The sequence below is a fragment of the Longimicrobium sp. genome, assembly GCA_036389795.1.
Classification (GTDB): domain Bacteria; phylum Gemmatimonadota; class Gemmatimonadetes; order Longimicrobiales; family Longimicrobiaceae; genus Longimicrobium.
On the sequence record DASVWD010000141.1, the window covers coordinates 29333 to 54846 of the forward strand.

The following is a 25514-nucleotide window of genomic DNA, read 5'->3' on the forward strand; positions in this document are numbered from 1 at the left end:
CGGTCCCCTGGGGACTCCGTGCGGCGCTATCCACCGGCTTTGGGCGCAACCGCCGTTTCTGCTTGACACTACGGCCGCCGCCCGGCATCATTGCGCTCGCACCCGCGGCCCGCCGTCCCACCCGCCGTACCCTTCGCCACGCCACACCCTTGAACGACGGCACGACGGATCTTCGCGAGCTGTTCGCGCGCGAGCGCGTGCTCGTGATGCGCGAGCGCCACCGGCAGGCGATCGTGATGCGCTGGGCGCTGGTGTTCCTGGCGGTCGCCCTGGCGGTCCTCGGGCGCCTCACCGGCTCCACCGCCGTCACCTGGGCGTGGGCGGCGGGACTCAGCCTCACCACCTTCCTCGGCAACCTGGCGGTCGACCGGCTGGAGCGGGCCGGGCGCTTCCACCCCTGGCAGTTCTGGGGGATCGTCGCCCTCGACACCGTGGTGATGGCCGGGTTCGCCTGGGCGCTGGGGCCGCACGGCTACCTCGTCCTCCCCTACCTGGTGTTCGCCGTGGGCGGATACGCGCTGGGGATGCCGCGCGCGGCGCAGGTGCAGCTCGCCCTCGCCGCCCTCTTCTACCCGCTCGGCCGCTGGCTGGGGCTCGGCCGTGTCGAAGACGCGTCGCCCTGGCTCGTTCTCATCGAGTGGCTGGTGCTGCTGGGGACGGGGTGGCTGTCGATGTCGGGCCCGGCGGCGTACACGCGCCGCCTGCGCCGCGTGCGGCAGGCGCTCGCCCGGGCCGAGCAGGGCGACTTCACCGCCCGCCTCCCCGAGCGGCACCTGGACGACCTGGGCTTCCTCTCCGTCTCGGTGAACAGCATGTCGAAGACCGTCGGCCGGGCGGTCCGCGAGATCCAGGAGCGCGCCCAGTCGCTCGCCCGCCTGGCCGACGAGCTGGCCGGCACCGCCGAGGAGGTGCGCGAGGCCGCCCGCCGCATCGGCGCCGGCACCGGCGAGGCGGCCCGCGCGGCGCGCGACCAGCTGGCCCTGGTGGAGACGAGCGGCCGGGCGCTGGAGACGGTGAGCCGCGAGGGCGAGCACCTGCGCGAGGAGGCCGCGCGCTCCAGCGAGGCGGCGCGCGGGCTGGCCCGCGAGGCCGAGGCGCACGCGGCGCGGATCGGGCGGGCGGCGGGGGTGCTGCTGGAGCTCGGCGAGGACTACCGCCGGCTGGAGGCCGCCGTGGGCGCGCTGGAGACGGCCGGGACGCGGGTGAGCGGCTTCGTGGCGACGATCGGCGACATCGCCGAGCAGACCAACCTGCTGGCGCTGAACGCGGCGATCGAGGCCGCGCGCGCGGGCGAGCAGGGGCGCGGCTTCGCCATCGTGGCCGGCGAGGTGCGGGAGCTGGCGGCGCAGGCGGCGGCCTCGGCGGCCGAGGTCTCGGGCGTGGTGGGCCAGACGGCGGCCGCGCTGGCGGAGGTGCGCGAGCGGCTCGCCGCCGGGAGCGAGCGGATCGGCGGGGTGGGCGACGTGGCCGAGTCGGGGCGCGAGTCGCTCGGCTCCATCGTGCAGGGGCTCGGGCGCACCGTGCGCTTCATCGAGCAGATCAGCCGCGACGTGGAGCGGCAGGCGGGCGCCCTGGAGGCGATCCGCGACGGGGTGGGGCGCATCCGGGCCATCGCCGAGGCGTCGGAGGGACGCTCGCGCGAGACCGCGGCCGAGAGCCGGGCGCAGGAGGAGGCCATGGAGCAGCTCGCCGAGACCAGCCTGCGCACGGCCGGAACGGCGTCGACGCTGGACGCCCTGGCCGCCCGGTTCCAGGTGGCCCCGGCGGGGGAGTGACCGCCGGACGACTGGCGGCGTCCTTGCATCGGCTTTTATACTTCGAAGCGAGCTCCGCTCGCCCCCGCGCCGGGCCCTCCCCATGGCATCCCGGCGCGGCACCTCGAGTCACCGGGTGGTCACGATGGACCGGTTCCGCCCCTACGACGACCCTGCTTCCCCGTTCCAGCTGCGCGAGCGGCTGGAGGCGTTCGGCCAGGTCTCGGCCGAGCTGCTGCACGACCTGGCGGAGGGGATGGCCGCGCTGGAGATGCGCGCCCGCCTGGCCGCCGCCGAGGCGCGCGCCGGCCGCCCCCCCGGCGGCGACCTGGACCGCGTGGTGGAGACCAGCACCGAGCTCGGGGCCATGCTGCGCGACGTGCTCGACGCGCTGCGCGGCCGCACCACCTCGCCCGAGGTGACCTTCCAGGTGTACCCGGTGCTGGAGCGCGCCGTGCGCTGGTTCCTCCCGGCCACCCGGCCCGTGGAGGTGCGGCTGATCTCGCACGTGGACCCGGCGCTGGAGGTGCACGGGCGCGCCTCGTTCCTCTTCCGCTCCGTGTGGAACCTGCTGGCCAACGCCATGCACTACTGCCGGCGCGAGGTGTGGATCGACGTCTCTCTCGAGGAGCCGCGGCGGATGGACGAGGACGCGGCCGCCGTGCTCTGCATCGACGTGGAGGACGACGGCGCGGGGCTCGACCCCATGAGCGCCGCCGAGCTGTTCGAGCCGATGGCCGACACGGGCGACCCCGAGGGCGGGCTGGGACTCAGCGGCGTGGCGTGGATGGTGGAGCAGATGGGCGGCTGGGTGCGCCACCGCCCCGGCGAGGCGCTGGGCGGCGCCCGCTTCGAGATCCGCCTCCCCGTGGCCGCCACCACGCCCGCGGGGTAGCGCTTCGACGACGGATGAAGCCGATCCGGCCCGCCGCGGCGGCGGGCCGGATCTTTTGTTTCCCGCCCTCCCCAGATCCTCTGCTCCCGCAACGAGATGCGCGCGCCGCGGGGCCGCCGGCGAACGCGTGCCGGGCGGGGAACAGAGTGGCGGCTTGGGACGAATCTGAGACAAGATTCTTGACATACGAGATTTAAAGCCTTATAAAAGGGCGGTTCAGACGGCATTCTCCCGTCGGCATTCCCGGAGCGGTCCGCTCCTCCCCCTCAGGATCTCCGCGCAAGTCGGCAGGATCGTACTTCCGCAGATTCGGTTTCTCCCCGCTAGGGCCGTGGCTTCATCTCACATCTCCGCCGTTCGCCTTCGTCCGGCCGTGCCGCTTCCGGCCCGGACGTTCGTGCGTCCGCGCGGCGGGAGCGCGCGCGCCGGCGGCTGAGGGCGATTCCAGGAGAACAGGATTCTGCGCCCCGCGGGTGGGCGCCCCAACGCGCCATGACCGGCGCGACCCGCGACCAACGTCGTTGTGCGGAAGTTGCCGCACCGGCGCTCATCCAAACCGCAGATGCAGGAGTAGGAGATGGCCCGCGCGACTGGCAAAGTGAAGTGGTTCAACGACGCCAAGGGTTTCGGCTTCATTGAACACGAGGGTGGCAGAGACCTGTTCGTCCACTTCTCGGCCATCAAGCAGGAAGGTTTCAAGACCCTCACCGAGGGCGAGACCGTGGAGTTCGACATCGTGGAGGGCCCCAAGGGCCCCGCGGCGGAGAACGTGACGCGCATGGGCGCCTGACCGCTCCTGCACCTCAGCGCGAAAGGCCGTCCCCCGGGGCGGCCTTTCGTGCGTTCGGGCCCAGGATCGCCCCCCGCCCTTCACCGCGGCGGGGCGGCGTCGCGCATGGTGCGGTGGAAGCGCTGGCGCTCGCGGGCGGTGCGCGCCTCGTCCAGGCGGCCCAGGCGGTCCAGCAGCTGGATCAGGCGCTCGTAGTCCACCGCCAGCACGCGGTGGTTCGGGTTGGGGAGCGCCTCCTCGGCGCGGATCCCGGCCAGCATCTCGTCGGCGCCCTCGCTCCAGCGCTCCTGCTGGAGGAGCACGCTGGCGAGCGCCATGTGGTAGACGGGCGTGTCGGGCTGCAGCACGGTGGCCTGCCGGTACAGCCGCTCCGCGTCGCTCAACCGCCCCTGCCGCCCGGCCTCGGTCCCCTGCTCCCACGCCCGCCTGGCCGAGGCCACCTTCGCGGCGGCCTCCTCCTCGGGCGTGATCTCCGGCTCCGGGGGCGGCGGAGGCGGGGGCGGCGGAACGACGACCACCGGGCGGCGCGGCGTGCAGGCGGCCGGCGCGAGCAGCAGGGGAACGGCGAGGAGCAGGTACTTCAGTCGCACGGCGAGATCCAGCGGTTCGGTGGAGCGATGTCAGGCGGCGCGGCGTAAACCCCGCAGGGGCGCCACGGTTCCGCGCCTGAGAGAGAAACGGGCCAGAACCTGCGCAGGCCCGGCCGATTTGTCTGAGACCGGATTCCACATCCGGTCCTCTCGCGAACCATGTCATTCCGAGCGGCGCCGCAGCACCAATCCGGGTTTCACACCTGAGCTGGGCGGCGCCCGAGGAATCTACTCGCCCCGTCCGGATGCTGGCTTTGTGCAGTGATCCGGCCTCTTGCCTGCCGCGGGTAGATTCCTCGGGAGCCCGGCCGACTTCGGTGGCGAATGCGAGCCCAGCGCATCGGGCTCCACTCGGAATGACAGCTTCCCAATGCACAGCGAATTCCGGGAGACGGTATCACACGGGAGGAAGCGGAGGTAGCGGAGAAAACCTGTTGTTCTCCGTTTCCTACGTGTGATGCTTTACTCTGATCTCATCCGTCGAACGCGAAGAGCCGGCGCAGGGTGAGGTCGCTCGCCAGCGTGGGCGTCAGGCGGAAGGCGGCGTCGCGCAGGCGCACGGCGAGCGGGCTCGACCACTGGCCGATGCGGCCGTACAGGAGCGACCGGCGGGTGACGGCCGTGGTGCGGCCGTAGCGCCTCCGCTCGAACCGGCGCAGCGCCGCCGGGAGGTCGTCCGGCCGCGCGGCCAGGCAGGCGGCCAGCACCGCCGCGTCTTCGATGGCCATGCAGCCGCCCTGCCCGAAGTTGGGCGTGGTGGGGTGCGCGGCGTCGCCCAGCAGCGTCACGCGGCCGCGCCCCCAGCCGCGCACCGGCGGGCGGTCATACGTGTCGTTCTTCAGGATCTCGTCCTCGGGGGTGGCGGCCAGGAGCTGCGGGACCGGCCAGTGCCAGTCGCCGAAGAGGCCGAGCAGCTTCTCCCGGCGGCTTGGGCCGTCGTCGGTCCCCTCCGGCTCGTTGGCGGTGGCCCACCACGCCACGCACCCGCCCCCGATCGGCACCACGCCGAAGCGCTGCCCGGCTCCGAGCGACTCGGTGAGCGTGTCCACCCGCTCCGCGCCCTCCAGCCGCGCGACGCCGCGCCAGACGGGGTAGCCGCGGTAGACGGGCGCCCCGTCGCCGAGCACCTGGCGCCGCACCGCCGAGCGGAGCCCGTCCGCGCCGACCAGCGCCTGCCCGTCCGCCGCGCCCAGCCCGCCGAGCCAGGCGCGCACGCCGTCCGCGGTCTCCTCGTAGCGCTCGAACTCGGCGCCGGTGTGGACGGCCCAGGGCGGGAGCGCCTCGGCGAGGGCGGCGTGCAGGTCGGCGCGGTGCACGAGCACGTGCGGCGCGGCGCCGGCGTGGAAGCGCATGCGGTGCAGCACTTTGCCGCGCCAGCTCTTCATCTCGCCGCGGGTGAAGACGAAGCCGCGGCGCACCACGCCGTCCAGCACGCCCCAGCGCCGCAGCAGGCGCGAGGCGTTCGGCCACACGCTGATCCCGGCGCCCACCTCGCGCAGCTCGGGCGCGCGCTCGAACACCTCGGCCTCGAACCCCGCCCGCCGCAGCGCGATGGCCGCGGAGAGGCCGCCGATTCCGGCGCCGACGATGATGATCGGGGGTGGTTTATCGCTCATGGGAGTGCGAGAGTGCGAAAGTCGAACTGCAAGTGTTTTAGTCCTTAGTGCTTAGTCCTTAGTGCTCAGGTGTCTCAACTAAGGACTAAGCACTAAAACACTAAGGACTCAAGGCTCAGAACTCCCCCTCCGCGCGATCCGTCAGCCCGAGACTGGGGCCCTTGAAGACGCGGAAGAGGAACCACAGCGACGGCAGCAGCAGCCCCATCCCGAACGGGGTGGACCAGAGCACGAAGCGCAGCGTGGCGTCGGGCGCGGCGGCCGCGTGCACGGTGACGTCCGGGTAGATCAGGTACGGGTGCTGCGCGATCCCCCACCCCGCCAGCAGACAGGTGGTCTGCACGACGGCGGCGGTGCGCGCCAGCCGCGGCCGCCGGCGCCAGAGCGCCCAGCCGGAGAGGAGCGCGGCCGCCACCCCCGCGCCCACCACCGGCGCGGCGCGCGGGCTCGTCAGCCCCGCCCACAGGTGCGGCGCCCGTGCGTGCAATAGCGGGAGGACGAGGACGGAGAGGGCGACCACCGCCGTTCCCGCGGCCAGCGCGCGGCGGCGGAAGTCCTCGCGCAGCGGCCCTTCCGTCTCGTTCGCCAGGTAGACGGCGGCCAGGTACGCGCACACCGCCAGCGCGAAGGCGCCCGTGGACAGCGACAGCGGCGCGAGCCAGGGCGGCGTGCCCGCGACGCTCACCCGGCCGTCCACCACCCGCAGGCCGCCGGCGGAGACGGCGCCCAGGCACATCCCCAGCAGCACGGGGGTGATCACGCTCGCCGCGCCGAAGACGGCGCCCCAGCGCAGGGCGGCGCGGCCGGGCTCCACCCCGCGCGCGCCCTGCGGCGAGTACGCGCGGAAGACGAACGCGGCGCCGCGCAGGATGATCCCCAGCAGCACCAGGTGAAAGGGGACGAAGAGCGCCACGCCAAGCGCCGCGAACGCGGGCGGGAAGCAGGTGAAGAGGAGGACGATCACGAAGATCAGCCAGACGTGGTTGGCCTCCCACACCGGCCCCATCGCCCGGGCGATCGCCTCGCGCTGGGCGGCCCGGCGCGGACCGCGGGCGAGCGCGTCCCAGATGCCGCCGCCGAAGTCCGCCCCCGCCAGCACCGCGTAGGCCACCAGCGCCACCAGCGCCAGCCCCGCCGCCAGGTCAGCGAGCATGCGCCACCTCCACGCTCGGGGTCGCGACCATCACCTTCGGCGCGCCCGTGGCCAGGCCGCGCAGCAGCAGGGCCAGGGCGATCCCCAGCGCCAGGTAGAGGACGGAGAAGCCGAAGAGCGTGGCGGGGACCTCGGCCACGGGCGTCACCCCGTCGCGCGTGCGCAGGACGCCGTAGACCACCCACGGCTGACGGCCCACCTCGGTGACGATCCACCCCGCCTGCAGCGCCAGGAAGCCGAGCGGCGAGCCGGCCACCAGCGCGCGCAGCAGCCAGCGCCCCGGCTCGCCCCCGCGCCGGCGCCAGCGCGCGAGCCAGAACCAGGCGCCCAGCCCGATCAGCGCCAAACCGCACCCCACCATCACCTGGAAGGCGAGGTGGGAGATGACGACGTTGGGCCACAGCTCGCGCGGGAACTCCTCCAGCCCGCGCACCGTGGCGCCGAAGTCGCCGTGCGCCAGGAAGCTGAGCGCCCCGGGGACGCGGATGGCGCCGCGCACCATCCGCGCGTCGGCGTCGGGGATGCCGCCGATGGTGAGCGGGGCGCCGGCCGTGGTCTCGAAGTGCGCCTCGAAGGCGGCGAGCTTGGCGGGCTGGTGGCCGGCCACGTGCTTGGCGCTCAGGTCGCCGCTCACGGGCTGCAGGAGCGCGGCCCCGCTCCCCAGCGCGAGCGCGAGCGTGAGCCCCGCGCGGTGGTAGGCGTCGCGGCGGCCGCGCAGCATCCCCAGCGCGTACACGCCCGCGGCGGCGAAGCCGGTGGCCACGTAGCAGGAGAGGGTGGAGTGCAGCGCCATGTGCGGCCACGCCGGGCTCTTGAACGGGGCCAGCGGGTCGACGTCCACCAGCCGCCCGCCCGCCAGCTCGAAGCCGGCCGGGTTCTGCATCCACGCGTTGGCGGCCACCACCAGGACGCCGGAGAGCATGCCGCTGGCGGCGACGGCGGCGCCGGTGAGCAGGTGCGCGCGGGGGGTGAGGCGCTCCCAGCCGTAGAGGTAGAGGCCCAGGAAGACGGCCTCGAGGAAGAAGGCGTAGCCCTCCAGCGCGAACGCGGGGCCGATGGCGCCGCCCGCCAGCTCCATGAAGCGCGGCCAGAGGAGCCCCAGCTCGAAGGAGAGCGCCGTCCCCGAGACGGCGCCCACGGCGAAGGTGAGCGCGGTGGCCTTGGCCCACTTGCGGGCCAGGTCGCGGTAGTGCGCCCGCCCGGTGCGGATCCACAAGCCTTCGGCGAGCACCATCAGGAGCGGCATGCCGATGCCGAGCGCCGCGAACACCATGTGGAAGGCGAGCGACACCTCCATCTGCGCCCGGGCCGCCGTCAGCGTGTCCATCGCCGCTCCCGCTCCTGTGCCGTCCCCCGCCGGCGGGCACCTCCCGCGGACCCGGGCGGCAATCTGATCCAACCAACCCGGACGCGGTGTAGGGAAATCTCCCCACGCGCCGGTCGGGGGAGTCTTGAACTTCGGGGCGGGCTTCGGCGCCGCGGCGGGGGGCCTCACCCGCCGCCTTGGAGCGGCAACCCTCTCCCAACTTCGGGGCCCAACTTCGGGAGAGGGTGGACTTTACGGCTTTGGTGCGAGGAGCGGAAGCCTCGTAGGGGCGAGGCATGCCTCGACCGACGGATGGCGGCTCACTCGCGGCAGGCGGCCTCTCGCGCCGTAGCCGCCTGTGCTCGGACTCGCAGGCTCGCCCCTACGAAAACTCACCGCCGCGATGGACGTCCGCGTGAGGGATGCGCGCCCGACAGGGCCGGGACGCCGCCGCCACGGGGTTTCGTGGCGGCGGCGGCCCGGCGCGGTTGGGCACGGTCGTATCGTGCCCTACCGCGCGCGCAGCCCGGCCCGGAGCGCAGCGGAGGGACACGCCCGCATCCGCAGTTGCCGTTCATCGTTTGTCCGACGTAATCTTCGCGCCCGCGCCCGCGACGGAGCCCTTCTCCCCGAACACCGCATGATGAAGCCGATCTGCCTGGCCGCGCTCGCCGCCGCCCTCGCCGTCCACGCGGCCGGGGCGCAGGTGGTGACCCGGCCGCACCTGGAGTGGCGCACGGTGCACACGGAGCACTTCGAGGTGCACTACCCGCGGGAGCTCTCGGAGTGGACGCTGGACGTGGTGTCGCGGCTGGAGGCGGTGCACGCGGAGGTGGCCGCCCTGGTCGGCTACGCGCCGCCGAAGCGCGTCACCATCGTGGTGGAGGACCCGTCGAGCCAGGCGAACGGCTTCGCCTTTCCCTTCCTGGACCAGCCGGCGATCGCGCTGTGGCCCACGCCGCCGGACCCGCGCTCCAACCTGGGGCACAACCGCGACGCGGCGGAGCAGCTCGTCGTCCACGAGTTCGCCCACGTGGCGCACCTCTCCCGCCCCACGCGCAACCCGCGGCAGCGCTTCCTGTGGGGGCTCTCGCCCGTGCGCGTGGGGCCGGTGGCGCGCAAGGCGCCGCGCTGGGTGACGGAGGGGTACGCGACGTACGTGGAGGGCAAGCTCACCGGGGCGGGACGGCCGCACAGCGTGATCCGCGCGGCGGTGCTGCGGCAGTGGGCGCTGGAGGGGCGGCTGCCGACGTACGGGCAGTTGAGCGCGAGCGGCGGCTTCTACGGCGGGGCGATGGCGTACCTGGCGGGGTCGGCGTTCCTGGAGTGGCTGGCGGAACAGCGCGGCGACAGCAGCCTGGTGCACCTGTGGCGGCGGATGAGCGCGCGGCAGGACCGCTCGTTCGCCGACGCGTTCGCGGGGGTCTACGGCGGGCCGCCGCACGAGCTGTACGGCCGCTTCACGGTGGACCTGACCGAGCGCGCCCTCCAGGCCCGCCGCGCGCTCGAGGCCGCCGGGATCGTGGCGGGCGACACGGTGCAGCGCCTGGCCTGGAGCACGGGCGACCCGGCCGTCTCGCGCGACGGGCAGCACCTGGCCGTGGTGCTGCGCGGCGCGCCGGGCAGCCCCTCGCGCGTCGTCGTCTGGAAGACGGCGGAGGAGCCGGGGGACTCGGCGGCGGCCGCGGCGCGCCGGCGCCTGCTGCAGCGCGACCCGCAGGACGTCCCCGACGTGCGCTGGCGCCCGCGGCCGAAGCGGGCGCTCGCCACGCTCTACCCCGTGAACGGCCGCGGGCACGACGACCCGCGCTTCCTCCCCGACGGCAGCGGGGTGCTGGTGACGCGCGCGGAGCCGCTCCCCGGCGGCGCCACGCGGCCCGACCTGTTCGCGTGGAGCTGGCGGAGGAAGGGCGAGGTGCGGCGAATCACCCGCGGCGCCGGGATCCAGTCGGCGGACCCGGCGCCGGACGGGAAGACGGCCGCCGCGGTGCGCTGCCTGCACGGGAGCTGCGACCTGGTGAGCGTGGACCTGGCGTCGGGGAAGGTGACGGTGCTGGCGGACGCGCCCCCGAACGGGGTCTTCTACCGCCCGCGCTTCTCGCCGGACGGGAGCAGCATCGCGGTGTCGGTGCAGGAGGGCGCGCGCTGGCGGCTGGCGCTCTGGGACGTGGCGCGCGGGGCGCTGCGCCTGGTGGGCCCCGACGACGGCGCCAGCCGCTACGACGCGGCGTGGCTGGCCGGCCCGCCGCGCCTGGTGGCGGTCTCGGAGCGCGGGGGCGTGGCCAACCTGGCGGTGATCGACGCGCGGACGGGGGAGGAGACGCCGCTCACCCGGGTGACCGGCGCGGCGGTGGCGCCCGAGCCGGTGCCGGGGACGGGGCACGTCTTCTACCTGTCGCTGCACGCGGGCGGGCTGGACCTGATGCGCGTCCACCCCGACAGCGCCCGCCCGGGGTCCGTCGCCGCGCTGGCGCCGGGGCTGGCGCCAGCCGCCCCGCCCGCGCCGGCCGCCGCGCCCGACACGCTCCCCCGCGCGCCCCTCCCGGCGCCGCGCGAGTACGGGCTGGGGCCGCGGCGCACGCGCCTCCTCTTCTCCAGCGCCTACGGCGCGGACGGCGGCACCGGGGGCGTGGGGCTGCTGAACGGCGACCCCGTGGGCCGGCTCACCCTGCTCGTGCGCGGCAGCGCCGGCAGCCGGGGGCTCCCGCGCGGCGCCTCGCTCACCTCCGTTTACCGCGGCTGGCTCCCGGCCGTGGGCGCGGAGGCGTTCTGGCTCACCCACGACCCGTCGCGGCTCCGGTCACTCCCCGCAGACCTCGCCGTCCCGCCCGGGCTCGACGCGGAGTACCGGGGCGGCACGCTGTACCTGGAGCACCCCTGGAGCGGCGTGGCGTCGCGGCGGCGCCTGCGCGCGGGCGTCTCCGCGGGCGAGGTCGAGCTGGGCGGGGACGAGGGCGGGACGCGCCTCCTCGCCTTCGCCGAGCACGCCACGGGGCTCACCTGGACGCGCGGGCGGCAGGGGATCGGGGCCGCGCTGGCGCTGCACGGCTCCGCGGGGCGGACGGGCGGGGACGGCTGGCGGCGCGGGCTGGCGACGGGAGCGGTGGGCGTGACGATGATGGGGCTGAATGCGCAGGGGCAGGTGACGTACGGGCGGGTGAACGACGGGGCGCCGGAGTGGGAGCGCTTCGCGGCGGGCGGGATCCAGCAGCAGCTCTTCGACGACGCCGTCCTGTCGCAGCGGCTGGAGATGCCGGCGGCGCGCTTCGGGGTGGCGCGCGGGCGCGAGGTGCTCCTCTACCGCGCCAGCACCAACCTGCGGGGGCTGACCGCCTACTACTGGGGCGCGCGGGGCGACGACCACGACTGGTATCGCGTGGCGGGGGTGGAGACCACGGCGACCACCCCCGCGCTCAACCTGATCCGCCTCCCCGCGCTCCGCCTCACGGCCGGCGTCGGCTACCCCCTCGACGAGCCCGACCGCCACGAGCTGAACGTCTACACCTCCCTCGGCTTCCGCCCGTAACACTCACCATCGACAAACAAGGAGGCCGGCCCCGCTCGCCAGGGCCGGCCTCTCTCGTTTGTAAATGTCAAAAAAGCCTCACACGGAGGAAACGGAGTCAACGGAGAACAACACGAGGGGTTCCTCCGTTGACTCCGTGTGAGGCTTTTCGGGGTCTGTCACCGTCGCAGGCTCACGGCCACCGCGATCCCGCCGCCGGGCGGCACCCCCACCGACGCGTACCCCGGCAGCCGGCGCCACTCCTCGCGCGCCCGCTGCCCGATCAGGTAGCCGACCGCCGCGCCGGCGGCGGCGCCGAGCGGGCCGGTGACCGAGGCCGTCTCCCAGGGGTTGTGCAGCGTCTGCTCCTCGTTGTCGTTGTGGCGCTCCGCCAGCACCAGCCCGAGCCCCACGCCCACGAACGCGCCCGCCACCGCGCCGGTGGCCGCCGCGTGCGAGCGCCGCGCCACGGAGCGCCCCAGGCTCACCTCCACCCGGCGGATCAGCGCGCGCGGGATCACCACCGAGTCGCCCGGCACCGCCTGCCGCACCGCCGGGTCCAGCCGCACCGTGAGCCGGGCGCTGTCGGCCGCCGCCACCGTCCCCACGAAGCGCGAGTTGCGGCTGGCGATCGGCGCCGTCACGCGCACGCGCGTCCCCGGCGCCAGCTCCTGCGCCGCCGCTTCCGCGGGCGCGAGCGCCAGCGCCGCCGCGAGCAGCGCCGCCCCCCGCAGGCCGGAGACGCGCAGGACGCGCATCGGTCAGCCCGCGGCGGCCCAGCCGTGCGTGCGGGCCGCGTCCGCGGGAACGGTGATGGTGATGTGGCGGCGCGGGAGGTTGTCCTTGGCGTCCTCGCGCGTGGAGCAAACCTCGGAGCCGTCGGGCGCGTGCACCACCGCGTACAGCTCGGGGAACTCGCCGCGCGGCCCCACCGAGTCCTCGTCGCCCGCGAACTTGTCGGCGGTGAAGCGGAAGCGCGCCTCGCCCTCCGCGTCGGTGTCGGCCGTGCCCAGCAGGTCGTCCGGCGAGAACAGGTCCTTGTCGTACAGCGACACGCGCACGCCCGGCAGCGGCCGGTTCGACCCCTCCGCGACCACCTTCACCACGGTCGTGTAGAACATGCTCGCATCCTCCCGGCTGGAATGTTGGCGCGCGGCGCGCGGGCGCCGACCGCGGAGCGTTGCCTATGGTATGCGCGAGACCCAGGCGGGGCAACAATCATCGTCAGGCAGTGCCCAGTCCCAAGTGCCCAGTGCCCAGGAACTGCTTCTCCGGCACTGGTTCGGGCAGTTCCTGGGCACTTGGGCCCTGGGCACTAGGCACTATCGGTCGGCTCGTACACGCCCTTCCGCTTCAGGTACTTCACCACCTCGATGGCCATGGCGCGCAAGAAGCCCGCCTCGCGCGCGTCCACGTCGGCGCGGCGCACCAGCTCGCGCAGCGTGCGCATCACGCTCTCGGAGTTGCGCGTCTTGAAGAAGTCGATCGCCCAGAGCGCCCGCTCCAGGTCGGCGAACACCACCTCCAGGAACTCCGCCGTGGGCGGGGGCGCGTCGCGGCGGGGCGGCTTGAAGCCCTGCCCCGCCCCCGCGGCCGCCATCCACAGCTCGTACGCCATCACCAGCACCGCCTGCGCCAGGTTCAGCGAGGCGTGCTCCGGGTTGGTGGGGATGATGCAGGTGCGGTGGCAGCGGTCCAGCGCCTCGTTGGGGAGCCCCTTGTCCTCGCGCCCGAAGAGGAGCGCCACCGGCCCCGCCTCGCCCGCCGCCGCGGCGGCCGCGCGCTCCAGCAGCTCCGGCGCCAGGTCTCGCGGGCGGACCACCGCGCGCTTGGCCCGCCGCTCGCGCGCCGTCATCCCCACGATGAACGACGCGTCCGCCAGCGCCGCGTCCAGCTCGTCGAAGAGCTCCACGCGCTCCACGACGTCCCGCGTGTCGTGGGCGATCCCCTCGATGCGCCAGGGGTCCCAGAGCGCCGGGCTCACCAGCCGGAGCCGCGCGAGCCCGAAGTTCTTCATCGCGCGGATGGTCCCCGCCACGTTCACGTAGTCCTGCGTCTGCCACAGGACCACCACCACCCCCTCCAGCGCCGCGGGGACGCCCCCCTCCTCCGTCTCGCTCACCAGGGATCAAGCATTGAGGACGAAAAGACTTGAACTGCGGATTCGGGCGTGTCCCCCGTGCCGGGGGCCGGGCTGCGCGCGCGGTAGGGCACGATACCACTGTGCCCAAACGCGCCGGGCCGCCGCCGCCATGATACCCCCGTGGCGGCGCCGTCCCGGCCCTCCGGGCGCGCATCCCTCACGCAACCCCAGGGTGCAGGGGACAGGTTACAGGGGACAGCCAACCACCCCGCGCCGATCCCCGTCGTTCCGTCGCGCGAAGCGCCGAGGTGTTGCAGTGCTCCCCTCTCCCCTCGTGGGAGAGGGGCCGGGGGAGAGGGGCACCCACCTCAGCCGCGCTGGCCGCTGCTCCCCCGCTCCCCGTCGCGCGGGTGGCGCCGGGGATCGCCCCCGCCGGTGGACTCGGGGCCCATGCGCGCCGACATGCGGCCCAGCAGCACCCGGGCCGCGCGCACGTCGTGGCCCACGTCGATGAAGAGGAGCGTCAGGTCGCTGGCGCCCCAGAGCAGCGCGGCCAGCACCGCGCCCTGGAGCACCTCCAGGAACAGGGGGAAGAGCGCGTCGGGCCCCTCCATCGCCAGCGCGGCCACGATCTCGGCGGTGAGGGCCACGATCACCACCATCGCCACCACCTTGAAGAGCCGCGCCACGTACTGCAGGCCGATGTAGGGCTCGGTGTCCTCGGCGCGGATGGCGCCGGGGTCGCGCTGGTTGCGCGCCACCCGGTCGTCGTCGTCCTCCTCGTCGAACTCGCCCGCCCCCCAGCGGACGTCGGACGGCGGCGGCGCGGCCTCGCTCCGGCCGGCCGGCACCCCGGTCCCCGGCCCGGTCTTCGGCACCTCGGCCCCCGGCACCCCGGCCGCCGGCTGCCCGCCGAGCCCGGAGTCGCGGGTCGCGTCCCGCGCGTCGTCCCCGGCACCCGCCATCCCCCGCCGCAGCTCGTCCTCGCGCTCCATCCCCCCTCCTCCGCCGTCAGGATCGTCGTTCCGATGCACCGCCCGCTCCCCCTCCGCACGAAGTGCTCCGCCGCCCCGCCTCCTGTCGATCCGCATCCGCCGTCCCGCCGTTCCGTAGGGGCGAGCCTGCGAGTCCGAAGACGGGCGGCCCCGGCGCGAGTGGCTGCCTGCGGCGCAGGATCTGGCATCCGCCGGTCGAGGCAGGCCTCGCCCCTACGGATTTCCTCCTCTCGAGCTCACCCTCCGCCGTTCGCCCTCCTCTCCGGCACGAACAGGTCCGCGTCGCCGATCCCCGCCCGGCGCGCCGCCTCGGCCGCCCACTCCAGGCGCGCCACCTGCCGCGCGTTGTGGCCGTCGCTCCCCAGCGTGAACCGCACCCCGGCCTCCTTCGCCTTCCTGAGCAGGCGGTCGTGGGGGAGACGGTACCGGTTGGAGATCTCCAGCGCCACCCCGCTCCCGGCCAGCGCCTCCACGTAGCGGTCCTCGCGCTCCGGCGTCCACCAGGCGAGCACGTCGCCCTCCAGCGCCAGGAAGGCGGGCGGGATCAGGGTGGAGTGCGCCGCGATGCGGATCGGCATGGTGCGGACCATGTCGCAGAGGTTGGCGACCATCAGGTCCATCAGCTTGCGCGGCTTCGCGTCCCACGGCGCCGGGAGCTTCTCCCACCAGGGCGAGGCCACCGAGCCGTCGGGGAGCCAGAAGCCGTGGTTGGAGCCGATCCGGTAGTCGAAGCGCTCCATCACCTCCTCGGGGAGCGTCCGCCACAGGTCGTCGCACCAGCAGAACTCGCCCGAGCGGAAGACCGGCGCCCCCTCCAGCGCGTCCAGATAGGCGCGCGTCTCCTCCTCGCTCGCCACCATCATCCCCGGGTTGCGCGTGGAGACGTGGTCGGCGATCCCCACCTGCACCCCCAGCCCGGCGGCCGTCTCCACCACCTCGGCCAGCGACAGGTGCCCGTCGGACATGGTGGTGTGGCAGTGCAGGTCCTGCAGCCCCAGCAGCCGGTCTCCCCCTGCCGTCATCGCCGCCCCGACCGCACCAGGGTGGCGGGCGCCCAGCGCTCGCGGTAGCGGTCCTCCGCCGCCTGCAGCGCCGTCCACCCCGCCTGCCCCTCGGGGCCCAGCCGCTCCCTGGGCACCCGGCGCGTGGGCCAGGGGGTGAGCGGCTGGTCGAGCGGCCCGTGCCAGAGCGACATGGTGGCCTCCACGATGTCCTGCACCGCCCGCTCGCGCGCCTCGGGCGCGATGCGGTTGAGCGAGACCACCGTGCGCAACGCCCCGCGGTGGAAGGCGTCGGCCACGAAGGTGGCGTACTCGCGGCGCCGGGCCAGCCCGGTGGCCGTCCCCGCGCGCGAGAGCAGCCCGCGCAGCGCCGGCGCGTCTTCCCTGAGCCCCCGCTCCAGCAGCGCGCCGGCCGTGAGCGTCCACGACGAGTCGTCGGGCGCCTGGGGCCCCAGCTCGCGGTCCAGCCGCGCCAGGAGCGCCTCGGTGGAGAGCCGGGCGCGCGGGTTCTGGTAGATCTGCGTGCGCGTGGCGGTGCGGCGCGTCGAGCGGGTGAAGGCGGCCACGCTGTCGGGCTGCTCGCCCAGCACCTGGGCCTCGCCCACGATCAGCACCGGCGTGCCCACCTGCACGTTGTGGAAGAGGCGCAGCGCGTTCGCGTTGGAGAGGCGGATGCACCCGTGCGAGACGCGCCGCCCCAGCAGCTCGGGCTTGTCGGTGCCGTGGATGGCGAGCTCGTCGCCCAGGAAGACGGCCGCCGCCCCCAGCCCCCCCTCCTGCCGGCGCTCGGGGGCGTCGGGGCGCGGGACGCGCAGCTTGTTCTCGTGGTACCACCAGTCGGGGCGGTACCAGGGCGGGTTGAGCTGCTTGGTCTGCACCTGGCGCTGGCCGCTGGGCGTGGTGAACTGCCAGCGCCGCCCGGGCGTCGACAGCCGGAACCCCGTCCCCGTGCCCACCGGGGCGCGCCAGAGCACCCGCTCGCCCTCCATGAAGCGCAGCTCGTTGTGCTCCACGTCGACCACCACGTACTTGAGGTCGGTGCGCACGGGCGCGGGCGGGGGCGCGGGCGGCGCCTGGGGAACGGGCTCCGCGGCGGGAGGAGGCGTGCGGGAGCCCGCGCACGCCGCGAGCGCGAGCGGGACCACGAACAGCGCGAGCGTGCGCGCGCCGGTGCTGAGCGTCATGGATCCTGGGGTGTCGAAAGGGACTGCGGACCACGGACCCGCCGTCGGCGGGCGATGCGTAAGCATAAGCGGGGTTGCAACCTGTGCGCCATCCCCCGCGGCGGGGCTGGATACACGGGCTGGTGGACCGGGGTCCTGCCGCCCGCCGGCGATGGTCCCAGGGTTGAATCGAAATCCCGTCCGCCCGCATCCCCGGATTGAAATCCGGGGCTACAACCACACGAAGTCCGCCTGCGCGGACTGGCGGGCTGCGCCCGCGCGCTCCGCGCCTGCGGACCCTGCCTGCCGACGCCGAGGGCCGCCCCCGCGCCGAACCAGCCTGCGCAGGCAGGCTTCTCGCCGTTGTTGCCGCGGGTTCACCCGCCCGGCGCCCCTTCGGCCAGGATCGCGCGGGCGAGCTCGCGCACGTAGGGCTCCTGCAGGATGGTGCCGTGGCTCCCCGCCACCCGGTGCGCGGTAACGCCCCCCTCGGCCAGCGCGCCCCAGAACTCCAGCCCCGGCGACCCTCCCCGCGCGTCGTCGGAGCCGGCGGTGCGGAAGTAGGTCAGGCGCCCCGGGTAGGGCCTCGGCCGGTAGGCGGCCTGCGCCTGCAGGTTGGCGGCGCGGATGGCGGTGAGCGCCAGCACGTCGTCCACGCGGCTCTCGGGGAGCAGCCGCGGCAGGTCCATCTTGCGCAGCATCGCCAGCGCCTGCTCGCGCCCCTCCAGCCCCCGCAGCTCGTCCACGTCCACCCGCGCCGCCGCCGCGTGCCCGGCCAGCCCGGCCACCGTCAGCCACACGATCTCGGCCGGGTCGCCCGCGTTGATCATCATCCCCTCGGGGGTGTGCGGGGCGGTGTCGAAGAGCGCCAGCAGGTCCACCTCGTGCCCGGCGGCGGCCAGCTGCTGCGCCATCTCCCACGCCACGACCCCGCCGAACGACCACCCCGCCACCCGGTACGGCCCCTCCGGCCGCATCCCCCGCACCGCCGCGACGTAGAAGGCGGCCATCTCCTCGATCGCGGAGATCGGCGCCTGGCCGCCGTCCTCGATGCCGCGCGGCTGCAGGGCGAAGACGGGCTGCTCCGGCGCCAGGAGGAAGGCCAGGTCGCGGTAGCACACCACGTGGCCGCCGGCGGGGTGCACCACGAAGAGCGGCGGCCGCTCGCCGAAGGTCTGCAGCGGCACCAGCGGCAGGCGCGCGGCGCCCTTCCTCCCCGCGACCACCCGCGCCATCCGCTCGATGGTGGGCCCGGTGAGCAGCTCGGCCACGGGGAGCTCGAAGCCCAGCTCCTCGCGCACGCGCGCCGCCAGGCGGGTGGCCAGGATCGACTGCCCGCCCAGGTCGAAGAAGTCGTCGTGCACGCCCACCCGCTCCACGCCCAGCACCTCGCGCCAGATCTCCGCCAGCCGCTCCTCCAGCGCGTCGCGGGGCGCCACGTACGGCGCGGCAGGCGCCGCGTCTTCGCCCTCATGCTCGGGGAGGGCGCGGCGGTCCAGCTTGCCGCTGGAGGTGCGCGGCAGCGCGTCCAGCCAGGCGAAGGCGCCGGGGACCATGTACTCGGGGAGCCGCTCGCGCAGGAAGGCGCGCAGCTCGGCCGCGGCCGGGCGCTCCCCCCCGCGCGCCACCAGGAAGGCCGCCAGGCGCCGCTCGCCGCCCACCTCGCCCTGCGCGGCGGCCGCGGCCTCGGCGACGGTGGGGTGCGCGGCCAGCGCCTGCTCCACCTCCTCGAGCTCGATGCGGTAGCCGCGCACCTTCACCTGGGCGTCGGCGCGGCCCAGGTACTCCAGGGTGCCGTCCTCGCGCCAGCGGCCGCGGTCCAGGGTGCGGTACATCCGCGTGCCGGGGAGCCCGTGCGGGTCGGGTACGAAGCGCTCGGCGGTGAGCGCGGGGCGGTTCGCGTAGCCGCGGGCCACGCCGGCGCCGGCCGTCCACACCTCGCCGGGAGCGCCCACCCCGGCGTGGGAGAGCGCCCGGTCCAGCACGTAGACACGCCCGCCGGTGACCGGGCGGCCCACGGTGACGCGCTCGGCGCCGGGCTCCAGCTCGGCGCAGGAGGAGTAGGTGGTGTCTTCGGTGGGCCCCCACAGGTTCAGCACGCGGCGCACGGCGGGCATCGTGTGCAGCTCCCTCACCAGCGGGAGCGGCACCGGCTCGCCGCCCAGCAGCACGGTCTCCACGTCGGGCGGGAAGCGGTCCTCGCGCAGCAGCTCCGCCGCGGCGGTGGGGGTCATCGCGGCCGAGCGCACCAGGCGGCCGGGGGGCGGCGCGGCGAGCGCGTTCTCCACCAGCACCAGCGTGCCGCCCCAGGCCAGCGTGCCGAAGACCTCCGCCACCGAGACGTCGAAGGTCACCGAGGTGGAGCCGAGCACGCCCGCGCGCTCGCCGTCGTCCAGCAGCTCCCGCATGTACGCCAGCACCGCCGCGGCGGAGCGGTGCTCGATCTCCACCCCCTTCGGCCCGCCGGTGGAGCCGGAGGTGAAGATCACGTACGCCAGGTTCCCCGGCGTGGTGCTCAGGGGCGGATCGTCGTCTCGCCCTCCCTCCCTCTCCAGCTCCGCCGCGTCGAGGAAGGCGACGTCGGGAGTCGCGGGGAGAGCGACGCGCGCCGTGGGACTGGTGACCACCAGCGTCGCGCCGGAGGCACGGAGCACCGCTTCGTGGCGGGCGGCCGGGTGCGCGGGGTCGAGTGGGACGTAGGCGCCGCCGGCCTTCATCACCCCCAGCAGCGCGGCAACGAGCATCGGCGTGCGCTCCAGGCAGACGCCGACGCGCGTCTCGGGACCGACGCCCCGCCGCCGCAGCGCGTGGGCGATGCGGTTGGCGCGCCGGTTCAGCTCCGCGTAGCTCACCTCCTCGCCTCCCCAGGCCAGCGCGGTGGCGTCCGGCGTCGCCCGCACCTGCCACTCGAACATCTGGTGCACGCAGAGGCCGTCGCCCGCGGTGCGGGTGCTGCCGAGCGCGGCCACCACCGCGCGCACCTCGTCGTCCGTGGCCAGGGAGATCCGCGAGATGTGCCGGTCCGGGTCCGCCGCGAGGCCGGCGAGGGCGGCCTCCAGGTGGCGCGCCATCCGCTCGATGGTGGGGTGCTCGAAGAGCTGCGTCGCGTACTGGAAGAGGCAGGCGAAGCGGCCGCCGCGGTCCTCGGCGTGGAGGGTCAGCTCGAAGATGGCGGTGCTCGGGTCCAGCGTCAGCGGCTCGGCGGCCACGCCGGGGAGCGACAGGGCGCCGGCGGGCGAGTCGGGGACCGTGAGCACGGCCTGCACCAGCGGCGGGCGGCTGAAGTCGCGCCGCGCGCCGGAGAGCTCCACGATGCGGTCGAAGGGGAGCGACGCGTGCTCCTGCGCGCCGAGCGCCGCGGCGTGCGCGCGGCGGACCAGCTCGCCCGCGGTGGGGTCGCCGTCCAGGCGCAGGCGCAGCGGCAGCGTGTTGGCGAAGAAGCCGGCCAGGTGCTCCAGCTCGGGGCGCGGCCGGTTGGCCAGCAGGGTGCCCAGCAGCAGGTCGTCCTGCCCCGCGTGGCGCCCTAGCAGCAGCGCGAACGCCGCCGCGAGCACCGCGAACGGGGTGGAGCCCTCGCGCCGGGCCAGCGCGCGCACCGCGTCGGAGAGCCGCGGGGAGAGGTCGAACGAATGCTTGGCGCCGTCCCACCCCTGCACCGGCGGGCGCGGCCGGTCGGGGGGGAGCTCCAGCACGTGCGGGGCCCCGGCCAGCTGCTCCTTCCAGTACGCCTCGTCGGCCGCGGGCGGGGGGCGGTCGGGGCGCTGCTGCCACGCCGCCCAGTCGCGGTAGCGGACCGGCAGCTCGGGGAGGCGCGCGGGGACGCCCGCGAGGCGCGCCGCGTACAGCGCGCTCAGGTCGCGCAGCAGCACCGCCATCGACCAGCCGTCGCCCGCCAGGTGGTGCACGGCCAGCAGCAGGCGGGCCTCCTCGTCGCCCTCGCGCAGCAGGAGGGCGCGGAAGGTCTCGCCGCGGCCCACGTCGAAGGTGCGCCGGGCGAAGGCGTCGGTCTGGTAGTTGGCCTCGGGCTCGGCCCACTCGTCTTCCCGGAGGTCCACCACCTCGGGCGCGAAGCCGGCGCCGTCGCCCACCACCTGCACGGGGATGCCGGCGCTCTCGCGGAAGGTGGTGCGCAGCACCTCGTGCCGGGCCACCAGGTCGCGGAGCGCGCCGGCGAGCGCGTCCACGTCCAGGGGCCCGTGCAGCCGGAACCCCAGCGGGATGGTGTAGACCGGGTAGCCAGGGGCGAGCTGCAGGAGGTACCAGAGCCGCCGCTGCTCGGCCGTGAGCGGCGCGGCGCCGTCGGCGATGCGCGGGATCGGCGCGGGCGCGGCGCGCAGCTTCTCGAGCAGCGCGCGCTTGGCGGGCGAGAGGCCGGTGACGCGGTCGTGCAAGTCGGTCATCGGGCGGCGGGGCGGCGGGGGTCGCGACGGGCGCAGGCGCGGCGCCCGCCGAACGATACCGCCGGGCCCCGGCGCGATCAATCGCCCGTGTCCCGACCGTCCGGAAGCGGTCGTACGTCAACGCGGCTCCGGGCAGAAGACCGGAGGTCGTCCCGCTCCACCGGCATTGGCATATGAAGAGGAGATACGTGCTCGACCGGGGCCAGTAAAAGACTTTCTCACGCAGAGTCAGCAGAGTTAGCAGAGAACACACCACTTTACGAAGTTTCCTCTGCTGCCTCTGCTTCCTCTGCGTGAGGCCTGTTGTTGTGGGTTTGTCCGACGGCTTTTGGCGCAAGGGACGGCGGCCGCATAGATTCGCGCGATGCCGACCGCCCGCCGAACACGCCCCTTCCCTCTCCTCGCCGCGCTCGCGCTCTGCGCCGCGTGCGCGACGAGGCCGGCGGTCGAGATGCCGGCGGGCGGCGGCGGGACGATCGTCTACGACACGGTGCGCTCGGCGGCGCTCCGGGGGAACCTGCTGGGGGACTCGCCGGACCGGCCGCTCGCGGTCTACCTGCCGCCGGGGTACGCGGCGTCGGGGCGGCGCTACCCGGTGGTCTACCTGCTGCACGGCTTCGACGGCTCGCCGCGGCAGTGGACGGAGCGCTTCGGCGTCGGCGCCCTGCTGGACTCGCTTCTGGCGGCGGGCGGGGCACAGCCGATGATCGTGGTGATGCCCGACGCCAAGAACGCGTACGGCGGATCGTTCTTCGCCAACTCGCCGGTGGCCGGGCGGTGGGCGGACTTCACGGCGGGCGACCTGGTGCGGCACGTCGACCGGCGCTTCAGGACGGTGCGCGGGCCCCGGGGGCGCGCGGTGGCCGGGTGGTCGATGGGGGGATACGGCGCGCTGCACCTGGCGGCGGCGCACCCGGAGGTCTTCGGCGCGGTGTACGCGCTGAGCCCGTGCTGCCTGGGCCCGGAGCAGGTGGACGAGGTGTGGCGCGGCAACCCGGCCTGGAAGACGACGCTCGCGCTCGCCGGTCCGCCGGAGACGGAGGCCGAGCTCTTCTGGACGCGCCTGCAGCTCGCGCTCGCCGCGGTGCTCTCCCCCGCGCCGGACCGGCCGCCGCTGTACGTGGCGCTCCCCTTCGCCGCGCGCGGCGACTCGCTCGTCCCCGTCGACCCGGTGCTGGCGCGGTGGACGGCGGAGAGCCCGCGCTCGTTCGTGGCGCGGCACGCAGGCGGGCTCCGGCGGCTGCGGGGGATCGCCTTCGACGCGGGCGAGTCGGACGGCTTCCGGCACATCCCCGTCCACGTGCGGCAGCTGGACGCCGCGCTCGACTCGGCCGGCATCGAGCACGCGTTCGAGCTGTACCCGGGGACGCACGGCAGCCACGTCCGCGAGCGGCTGCGCACGCGCGTCTTCCCGTTCCTCTCCGCGCGCCTGGCGGGAGACGGTCCGATTTCCCGGCGCATCACCGATCCGAACCCTCGCACCTCGCCGCGATGACCATCGAGACCCGCGCAGCCGCACCCGGCGTTCCGGACGCCGCCGACGTGCACGAGCACGGCGGCGGCTGGAAGCCCGCGCTCGTCGGCGTGGCCCTGTCGCTGCTCTTCGTCCCGCTGCTGATGGAGCTGCGCGACGTCACCATGGACTTCCTGGCGATGATCCTGGCGGCGAGCGGCGGCATCTACTGGGGCGTGGCGGCCGGCGAGGGCGGCCGGCGGGTGAAGGCGATGGAGGCGCTGGCGGGGCTCGCCTTCGTCTTCATGGCCATGCTGGGGCTGTCGTGGACCTCGCTCTGGACCGTGGCCGGGTTCGCGCTGCACGGCGCGTGGGACCTGCTGCACCACCCCCGGCGCATCCGCACGGGGCTGCGCCGCTGGTTCCCCCCCTTCTGCGCCACCTTCGACTTCCTGGTCGCGATCTACATCCTGCTGCTGAGGTGACGGCGGCGGCTTCCTCCGGTGCCGCTACCGCGTCGCCACCTCGCACATCGGGAAGGCTGTTCGCAGCTATCTCTCCGTGTCTCCGACGCGGCAGTGCAGCCCTGCCTTAGACCAGTTCTCTTGCACAGCGCGGCCTCACTGTACATCTTCGCCTTGCCACCGAAATCTCCCACCCACGAGTTCGAGTGCGATATAGAGAGCGGGGTAGATGAGTAGCTCCAGCGGCTCCCGCCCCGACAGGTTCCTGTATCGGATCGTACACGTCGAGAATTTGCCCACTCTGCTGCAGCGTGGCGGACTGCACGCACCGAACTCCACACCGGCCGACGGGCTGGCGTACCGTACCATTCACAACACGGACGTGCAGGCGAGTCGCCGCGTCCGTACCATCCCGTGCGGACCGCGAGGCACGATCCACGACTACGTACCTTTCTATTTCGGGCCGCTGTCGGTGATGCTGCTGAATCTGCACACCGGCAGGGTGGCGGGGTACAACGAGGGCCAAAGCCCGATCCTATACCTGGTCAGCTCGGTTGCGCGGGTGAATGCTGCGGGTCGGCCGTGGGTTTTCTCGGATGGACATGGCCTGGCGGCGCTGACCAACTGGTACGACAATCCGGACCGCTTCGCTGAGGTCGATTGGGAGATCGTGGGCGAACGGTACTGGGCGGATACGCCTGAAGACAACGACCGGCAACGTCGTAAACAAGCGGAGTTCCTGGTATGGCAGCACCTCCCCTGGTCAGCGATCGGGGGGATCGCGGTTCTCAACGACGCTATGAAGGCAAGAGTCGAATCCATCACCGCCGCCTACCCGGTGGCGGCTGACACCAGGGTCCGGGTCCGGCGAGCCTGGTATTATTGACCGAGGAGTGGGGCGACGTGATTCGTATCGCACGCGGAAATCTGCTCGAGGCGCCAGTCGAGGCCCTGGTCAACACTGTAAATTGTGTTGGCTACATGGGTAAGGGCATCGCGCTGCAATTCAAGCAGGCATTTCCGGCGAACTTCAAATCCTATGAAGCGGCATGCAAGACCGGCGCAATGACGCCCGGACGAATGCTGGTGCATGATCATGGGATGCTCATCCAGCCCCGTTACATCATCAACTTTCCGACCAAGCGTCACTGGCGTGGAAAGTCGCGGATGGAGGACGTCGAGGCGGGACTGTCGGCCCTGGTGGAGGAAGTCCGGCAGCGGGGGATCCGCAGCATCGCAATCCCTCCGCTCGGATGTGGACTCGGCGCGCTCGAATGGGACGAGGTCCGACCGCGTATCGAGGCCGCGTTCGCCTCGCTCCCCGAGGTTGAAGTGCATCTTTACGCACCCGCTGGGGCTCCGTCCGCCACGAAGATGCCCGTGCGCACCGAGCGTCCCCGGATGACCGCAGCCCGTGCCCTGTTCATCATGTTGATGGAGAAATACGCCGCTCTGGACTACCGCCGCACGCTGCTGGAAGTACAGAAGCTCGCGTATTTCCTCCAGGCCGCCGGTGAACCGCTGCGGTTGCGCTACGAGGCCGGAATCTACGGCCCGTACGCGCACAACCTGAACAAGGTCCTCGAACGCCTGGAAGGTCACTACATCCGCGGCTATGGCGACAGCCAGCGCCCGGATGCCGAAATCGAGCTTCTCCCCGGCGCGGTCGAGGCTGCCGAGGCGTTTCTCGCTCGGGACTCCGAATCCCGACAGCGGCTTGCACGAGTTGCAAGGTTGATCGAAGGCTTCGAGACGCCTTATGGGATGGAGCTTCTCGCGACAGTGCACTGGGCTGGGGTTCACGGCGGCCGGGATGGATCCCCGTCTGCGCGGAACACCGACGAAGCAGTGACGATTGTGCATGCGTGGAATCCCAGGAAGCAGCAGATTTTCAAGCCCCAGCACGTTTACAAGGCGTGGGAACGCCTTACGGAATTGGGCTGGTTGGGAGAGCGCGGACAGGATCCCGCGCCCGACGGCACGCGATTGCTGTAGCCAGCACAATACGATTCCCCGGCCTCGCTTCCACCGAACTCCGGTTCGCGGCTCACCTCGCCTGCCGTTCCCCCTCACCGTCTGCTGCTCTGAAGATGGGGTGATCAGCGTTCGGTCGGCACGCGGAGTTGTATCGCTTCTCAACTGTCCGGCAATGGCACCGTGTGACCGGCGCCACGTCTGACAGGGGCCCTTCTGCACCACCCCCGGCGCATCCGCACGGGGCTGCGCCGCTGGTTCCCCCCCTTCTGCGCCACCTTCGACTTCCTGGTCGCGATCTACATCCTGCTGCTGAGGTGAGGCGGCGGGCGTCTCCTGTTCGACGGCGGGCACGGCGGGTGCATGCGGGTG

General features: G+C 73.9%; 19 protein-coding genes. 8 read left to right on the plus strand and 11 right to left on the minus strand.

Going from position 1 to position 25514, the window contains the following annotated elements; genetic code table 11:
* Nucleotides 1–149: 149 nt before the first annotated feature.
* The 3 genes from VF746_19330 (at nucleotide 150) to VF746_19340 (ending at nucleotide 3439) form a co-directional block, all read left to right on the plus strand.
* A complete protein-coding gene (locus tag VF746_19330; GenBank protein HEX8694585.1) occupies nucleotides 150–1775 on the plus strand; it encodes a methyl-accepting chemotaxis protein in 1626 nt (541 codons plus the stop codon).
* A 124-nt stretch (nucleotides 1776–1899) separates the two neighbouring features.
* Nucleotides 1900–2649: a sensor histidine kinase gene (locus VF746_19335; protein ID HEX8694586.1), complete on the plus strand. Its 750-nt coding sequence runs from the start codon at nucleotides 1900–1902 to the stop codon at nucleotides 2647–2649.
* Nucleotides 2650–3226: 577 nt separating this feature from the next.
* The gene (locus VF746_19340; GenBank protein HEX8694587.1) at nucleotides 3227–3439 is read left to right on the plus strand and encodes a cold shock domain-containing protein; all 213 of its coding nucleotides are present in this window, start codon (nucleotides 3227–3229) and stop codon (nucleotides 3437–3439) included.
* 80 nt (nucleotides 3440–3519) lie between these two features.
* On the opposite strand, the gene VF746_19345 is transcribed toward VF746_19340, so the two are convergent.
* From VF746_19345 to VF746_19360, 4 genes are all read right to left on the minus strand, one after another.
* Nucleotides 3520–4029: a tetratricopeptide repeat protein gene (locus tag VF746_19345; protein HEX8694588.1), complete on the minus strand. Its 510-nt coding sequence runs from the start codon at nucleotides 4027–4029 to the stop codon at nucleotides 3520–3522.
* 473 nt (nucleotides 4030–4502) lie between these two features.
* The gene (locus tag VF746_19350; protein ID HEX8694589.1) at nucleotides 4503–5645 is read right to left on the minus strand and encodes an FAD-dependent monooxygenase; all 1143 of its coding nucleotides are present in this window, start codon (nucleotides 5643–5645) and stop codon (nucleotides 4503–4505) included.
* A 115-nt stretch (nucleotides 5646–5760) separates the two neighbouring features.
* Nucleotides 5761–6798, minus strand: coding sequence for a cytochrome d ubiquinol oxidase subunit II (locus VF746_19355; GenBank protein HEX8694590.1), 1038 nt, complete (start codon nucleotides 6796–6798; stop codon nucleotides 5761–5763).
* Nucleotides 6788–8125: a cytochrome ubiquinol oxidase subunit I gene (locus VF746_19360; GenBank protein ID HEX8694591.1), complete on the minus strand. Its 1338-nt coding sequence runs from the start codon at nucleotides 8123–8125 to the stop codon at nucleotides 6788–6790. Before VF746_19360 ends, VF746_19355 begins: the two co-directional genes overlap by 11 nt.
* 619 nt (nucleotides 8126–8744) lie before the next feature.
* Here VF746_19360 and VF746_19365 point away from each other — a divergent pair.
* A complete protein-coding gene (locus VF746_19365) occupies nucleotides 8745–11630 on the plus strand; it encodes a hypothetical protein (protein HEX8694592.1) in 2886 nt (961 codons plus the stop codon).
* Nucleotides 11631–11788: 158 nt separating this feature from the next.
* Here the strand turns inward: VF746_19365 and VF746_19370 are convergent, their stop codons facing one another.
* The 7 genes from VF746_19370 to VF746_19400 all read right to left on the minus strand — a co-directional run bounded on the left by VF746_19370 (nucleotide 11789) and on the right by VF746_19400 (nucleotide 21251).
* Complete coding sequence (locus VF746_19370) at nucleotides 11789–12367, minus strand: hypothetical protein (protein HEX8694593.1); 579 nt, start codon at nucleotides 12365–12367, stop codon at nucleotides 11789–11791.
* Between the two features lie 3 nt (nucleotides 12368–12370).
* On the minus strand, nucleotides 12371–12730 hold the full coding sequence (locus VF746_19375) for a hypothetical protein (protein ID HEX8694594.1): 360 nt from the start codon (nucleotides 12728–12730) through the stop codon (nucleotides 12371–12373).
* A 194-nt stretch (nucleotides 12731–12924) separates the two neighbouring features.
* Entirely contained in the window at nucleotides 12925–13731 is an 807-nt protein-coding gene (locus VF746_19380; GenBank protein HEX8694595.1) for a TrmJ/YjtD family RNA methyltransferase, read from the minus strand.
* A 329-nt stretch (nucleotides 13732–14060) separates the two neighbouring features.
* Complete coding sequence (locus tag VF746_19385; protein ID HEX8694596.1) at nucleotides 14061–14687, minus strand: hypothetical protein; 627 nt, start codon at nucleotides 14685–14687, stop codon at nucleotides 14061–14063.
* A gap of 236 nt (nucleotides 14688–14923) precedes the next feature.
* Nucleotides 14924–15709, minus strand: a complete 786-nt coding sequence (locus tag VF746_19390; protein ID HEX8694597.1) for a hypothetical protein — start codon at nucleotides 15707–15709, stop codon at nucleotides 14924–14926.
* Complete coding sequence (locus VF746_19395; GenBank protein HEX8694598.1) at nucleotides 15706–16872, minus strand: L,D-transpeptidase; 1167 nt, start codon at nucleotides 16870–16872, stop codon at nucleotides 15706–15708. The genes VF746_19390 and VF746_19395 overlap by 4 nt, the downstream gene beginning before the upstream one ends.
* A 356-nt stretch (nucleotides 16873–17228) precedes the next feature.
* Nucleotides 17229–21251, minus strand: coding sequence for an amino acid adenylation domain-containing protein (locus VF746_19400; GenBank protein HEX8694599.1), 4023 nt, complete (start codon nucleotides 21249–21251; stop codon nucleotides 17229–17231).
* A 364-nt stretch (nucleotides 21252–21615) separates the two neighbouring features.
* Between VF746_19400 and VF746_19405 the strand changes: the two genes are divergently transcribed.
* The 4 genes from VF746_19405 (at nucleotide 21616) to VF746_19420 (ending at nucleotide 25163) form a co-directional block, all read left to right on the plus strand.
* Nucleotides 21616–22746 (plus strand): alpha/beta fold hydrolase, encoded by a 1131-nt coding sequence (locus tag VF746_19405; GenBank protein HEX8694600.1) that lies wholly within the window; start codon nucleotides 21616–21618, stop codon nucleotides 22744–22746.
* Nucleotides 22743–23189: a DUF6010 family protein gene (locus tag VF746_19410; protein ID HEX8694601.1), complete on the plus strand. Its 447-nt coding sequence runs from the start codon at nucleotides 22743–22745 to the stop codon at nucleotides 23187–23189. Before VF746_19405 ends, VF746_19410 begins: the two co-directional genes overlap by 4 nt.
* Before the next feature lie 208 nt (nucleotides 23190–23397).
* On the plus strand, nucleotides 23398–24054 hold the full coding sequence (locus VF746_19415; GenBank protein ID HEX8694602.1) for a DUF4433 domain-containing protein: 657 nt from the start codon (nucleotides 23398–23400) through the stop codon (nucleotides 24052–24054).
* Entirely contained in the window at nucleotides 24051–25163 is a 1113-nt protein-coding gene (locus VF746_19420) for a macro domain-containing protein (GenBank protein ID HEX8694603.1), read from the plus strand. The genes VF746_19415 and VF746_19420 overlap by 4 nt, the downstream gene beginning before the upstream one ends.
* Nucleotides 25164–25514: the final 351 nt, after the last annotated feature.

What these genes read in the sequence shown, in the direction of transcription:
- VF746_19335 (HEX8694586.1), top strand. Translation starts at nt 1,900, where the DNA reads ATGGACCGGTTCCGCCCCTACGACGACCCTGCTTCCCCGTTCCAGCTG.
- VF746_19340 (HEX8694587.1), top strand. Translation starts at nt 3,227, where the DNA reads ATGGCCCGCGCGACTGGCAAAGTGAAGTGGTTCAACGACGCCAAGGGT.
- VF746_19350 (HEX8694589.1), bottom strand. Translation starts at nt 5,645, where the DNA reads ATGAGCGATAAACCACCCCCGATCATCATCGTCGGCGCCGGAATCGGC.
- VF746_19355 (HEX8694590.1), bottom strand. Translation starts at nt 6,798, where the DNA reads ATGCTCGCTGACCTGGCGGCGGGGCTGGCGCTGGTGGCGCTGGTGGCC.
- VF746_19360 (HEX8694591.1), bottom strand. Translation starts at nt 8,125, where the DNA reads ATGGACACGCTGACGGCGGCCCGGGCGCAGATGGAGGTGTCGCTCGCC.
- VF746_19365 (HEX8694592.1), top strand. Translation starts at nt 8,745, where the DNA reads ATGATGAAGCCGATCTGCCTGGCCGCGCTCGCCGCCGCCCTCGCCGTC.
- VF746_19370 (HEX8694593.1), bottom strand. Translation starts at nt 12,367, where the DNA reads ATGCGCGTCCTGCGCGTCTCCGGCCTGCGGGGGGCGGCGCTGCTCGCG.
- VF746_19375 (HEX8694594.1), bottom strand. Translation starts at nt 12,730, where the DNA reads ATGTTCTACACGACCGTGGTGAAGGTGGTCGCGGAGGGGTCGAACCGG.
- VF746_19385 (HEX8694596.1), bottom strand. Translation starts at nt 14,687, where the DNA reads ATGGAGCGCGAGGACGAGCTGCGGCGGGGGATGGCGGGTGCCGGGGAC.
- VF746_19390 (HEX8694597.1), bottom strand. Translation starts at nt 15,709, where the DNA reads ATGACGGCAGGGGGAGACCGGCTGCTGGGGCTGCAGGACCTGCACTGC.
- VF746_19395 (HEX8694598.1), bottom strand. Translation starts at nt 16,872, where the DNA reads ATGACGCTCAGCACCGGCGCGCGCACGCTCGCGCTGTTCGTGGTCCCG.
- VF746_19400 (HEX8694599.1), bottom strand. Translation starts at nt 21,251, where the DNA reads ATGACCGACTTGCACGACCGCGTCACCGGCCTCTCGCCCGCCAAGCGC.
- VF746_19405 (HEX8694600.1), top strand. Translation starts at nt 21,616, where the DNA reads ATGCCGACCGCCCGCCGAACACGCCCCTTCCCTCTCCTCGCCGCGCTC.
- VF746_19410 (HEX8694601.1), top strand. Translation starts at nt 22,743, where the DNA reads ATGACCATCGAGACCCGCGCAGCCGCACCCGGCGTTCCGGACGCCGCC.
- VF746_19415 (HEX8694602.1), top strand. Translation starts at nt 23,398, where the DNA reads ATGAGTAGCTCCAGCGGCTCCCGCCCCGACAGGTTCCTGTATCGGATC.